The following is a 2,936-nucleotide window of genomic DNA, read 5'->3' as shown; positions in this document are numbered from 1 at the left end:
TAACACATCTCTGGGATGTTTTTTTTATTTCAACTATGTATAGGAATTACTTATATACTTCAGAGACCTTTTGATCCCATCACTTCTATTTTTTGATAGTTTTTAGATTAAACCAATCGTAATTAATAAATATTCAGATCAAAATATATCTACAAAACACTAAACTACTTATCACATAACACTTATAGACAATATTTAATATTATTAAAACAAATATTAAAAAGGCTAGGGAGTGAGTTAGGGAGTAAGTTAGGGAGTAAGTTAGGGAGCAGGTTAGGGAGTGAGTTAGGGAGAAAGTTAGGGAGAAAGTAAAAGTTAGGGTCTAAGTTAGGGTCTAGGTTAGTGTAGTGTATAGTCATCCTGTACTAGCCTAAGGACTTTAGAGGGCTGATGCACGTCATCCGTTAATCAACACATATATGCATCGATCGTGATTGTGCGGCCTCGTGTCGACTACCGGCGTGACCTGCAAGGAAAATTCGATTAAAGCTCAGGACTAGACTCACTGCATGGATGCAATGAGCCAAATAGATCATATATCTGATCCATACTTTCTTTCTAAATAAGCAATTTCAGCATCATCAAACAACTTATCTAATCGCTTACCTAGTACAAACAGATCACCAGTTATATCGTTACTTGCTGATATTTCGTAAACCACTTTACTGTTTTCATCATCATGGCCACGATCTTCACACTCATCATCATGATCGTCATTAGGATTATCAGCAATTCACTCATTTTAATCTCCTTGATTTTTACAAAGAATCTTAGGACGCTTCCAATCTAACTCGATTGATTAATCCTAAGATTCTTTGGGCAATTGCCGGGGACTACGTTGCACCGCTGCAGAGCGTATTAATTTTATTATAAATGCTCACTGGTTTTCCCGATAAGTTTTTTTCGGTTTTTCCCCCAGCAATCACCTTCTCCTTCTTCACATAAGTTCTCTTTCGGTTTTTCCCCAGCAATTACCTTCTCCTTCTTCACATAAGTTCTCTTTCGGTTTTTCCCCAGCAATTACCTTTATGATATTAACTTTTATACTCATCTCCTAATATAGCCGTTAACAAGTTGTCCAGTGCTAACTTAGTATTTTTCTTTTGATTCTTTAACCTTACCAGTTTTCTTGCTAATTCCTTAAGATTATTCTCGTTAACATCTTGTTGTGTAGTGATCGTCTCTACAGTAGAATCTAAGACTAGCATAAAGTTTACGTCAGTTCCGTCCTCTACTGCTTGCTTAAAACTGTCACTAACAAAAGTTACATAATCTTTTATCTGTACTGGTATCCGGGCGTGAGTAGTTTGATAAGGTGCTATATGTCCTCTACCACCTCTAACTGATTTTAGACTCATAATAATTACCCTGTTAACATATTCAACATTATAACGTTAACAGGTTTTTAGTAAACCGTCAAGATAGTTGTTAACACTTTACCTAGTCACGTTCTATCAGTATTTTATATTAACTTACTTAAATCACATTAATCCTACTTATATCATGCCAACAGGAAATATATTAACGAGTCTTTAATATAACTCGTTAACATGATTATACTCGTTAACAGGATTAGTGATCAAGTAACTAGGATGAGTTTCTAAAAAACTTACTACCTAGTTTAGTCAGTTTACCTACCCATCCAAAAACCTTCTCGTCTCTCTCTACAGGATAGAGATACTCACATAACCCTCTACCTACCAGATCAATACCCTCCCGGATAGCAGTTAAAAGAGTAACGGGTGCTTTAATTATATGGTTTTTTATATCCCTAGCAAGAGTGCGGCCACAGTGCCACCATGCTGATGGAAGATAATCACTGTATTTAGATTCTTTAATTTTCTTAATACAACTTCCTTTACTTAGATATTTACAAAGATACTTCGCTGGTGACTTCTTAAGCTTCTGGCAGTCTACAGATGCCCGGACATCAATCTCAGGTAACTGGTCAGGAGGTAAATACCTTGCAAGCCTAGCACTCAGGATAGAGTGCCATATCTCCCGGATACGATCAGCAGTGATCCACCAGTCCCAAATAGACCCACCACCATGACTAGGATAAATAATATGCAAGTGAGGACAAGGAATTCCGGTTCGATCCATTCTTCCAGCTTGTATCTCAGTAACGCCAATATAATGGCCTTTACTCTTTGGCGACTTCCGGGTTATCTCTCGATCAAGCTGCTGCGAGAATTGGCGTACTATTTCAGAATGATCAGCGATCAAGAGAAGCAGGTAATCTTCTGGCAGTGAAGGGTAGGTGAGCGTAAGAAGTCCTAACCTGTTCTGCCCGTATATTTTTTCAAGCCGGCAGCATCCATTTTCGACCATATCTTTCCCGTAAGAGGACAGGCCGTTCTGGCCGCGCGGAGCGCGGGGAGTTTTCACAGCAGCCTCGACCACGTTGTGAGAGTTAATAGGGAGAGATAAACCTATATCATCAGAAATTTTTGGTAGGTATTTTTGCTCAATAACAGCTTGAGATAAGTCTGAAATAAAGTATGTCTGTTCTTCTATCCGAAAACCGTTATAATCAGCAATAGGTATTAACGCGGTATCGTGCTGAGCCGCGTAGTCGTGATCGTACTCTCGATCTTCTTGTCTAATTTTTTTAGGAGGGACTCTACCGGCACTTAGCTTGCCGTTTTCCCAAACTTTTCCTCTAAGCCCAGTTTCGTTACGGCCTCACCTTCGAGGTTCTGTCTCAGGTTCTCGATTTCTCTCAAGGGTTAGAGATGATAGTTTGTTTTTTGGGTAGTTTTGGTTGTACACTTGATAATGCTTTTTTATTTGGATCAATCCCAGATTTTAACACATCTCTGGGATGTTTTTTTTATTTCAACTATGTATAGGAATTACTTATATACTTCAGAGACCTTTTGATCCCATCACTTCTATTTTTTGATAGTTTTTAGATTAAACCAATCGTAATTAAT

General features: G+C 38.1%; 2 protein-coding genes. Both read right to left on the bottom strand.

All coding sequences use genetic code 11. The features are described from left to right. Window positions 1-1,034: 1,034 nt before the first annotated feature. Window positions 1,035-1,358, bottom strand: a complete 324-nt coding sequence (locus MiAbW_RS18860; RefSeq protein WP_151697326.1) for a hypothetical protein — start codon at window positions 1,356-1,358, stop codon at window positions 1,035-1,037. Window positions 1,359-1,587: 229 nt separating this feature from the next. Continuing rightward, window positions 1,588-2,403, bottom strand: coding sequence for a rolling circle replication-associated protein (locus tag MiAbW_RS18855; RefSeq protein ID WP_238707355.1), 816 nt, complete (start codon window positions 2,401-2,403; stop codon window positions 1,588-1,590). Window positions 2,404-2,936: the final 533 nt, after the last annotated feature.

Origin of the sequence: Microcystis aeruginosa NIES-4325, assembly GCF_008974145.1 — a bacterium.
In the GTDB taxonomy this organism is placed as follows: Bacteria; Cyanobacteriota; Cyanobacteriia; order Cyanobacteriales; family Microcystaceae; genus Microcystis; species Microcystis aeruginosa_G.
Note: the sequence above shows the minus strand (reverse complement) of the source record. Positions and strands in the feature narration are given on the sequence as shown.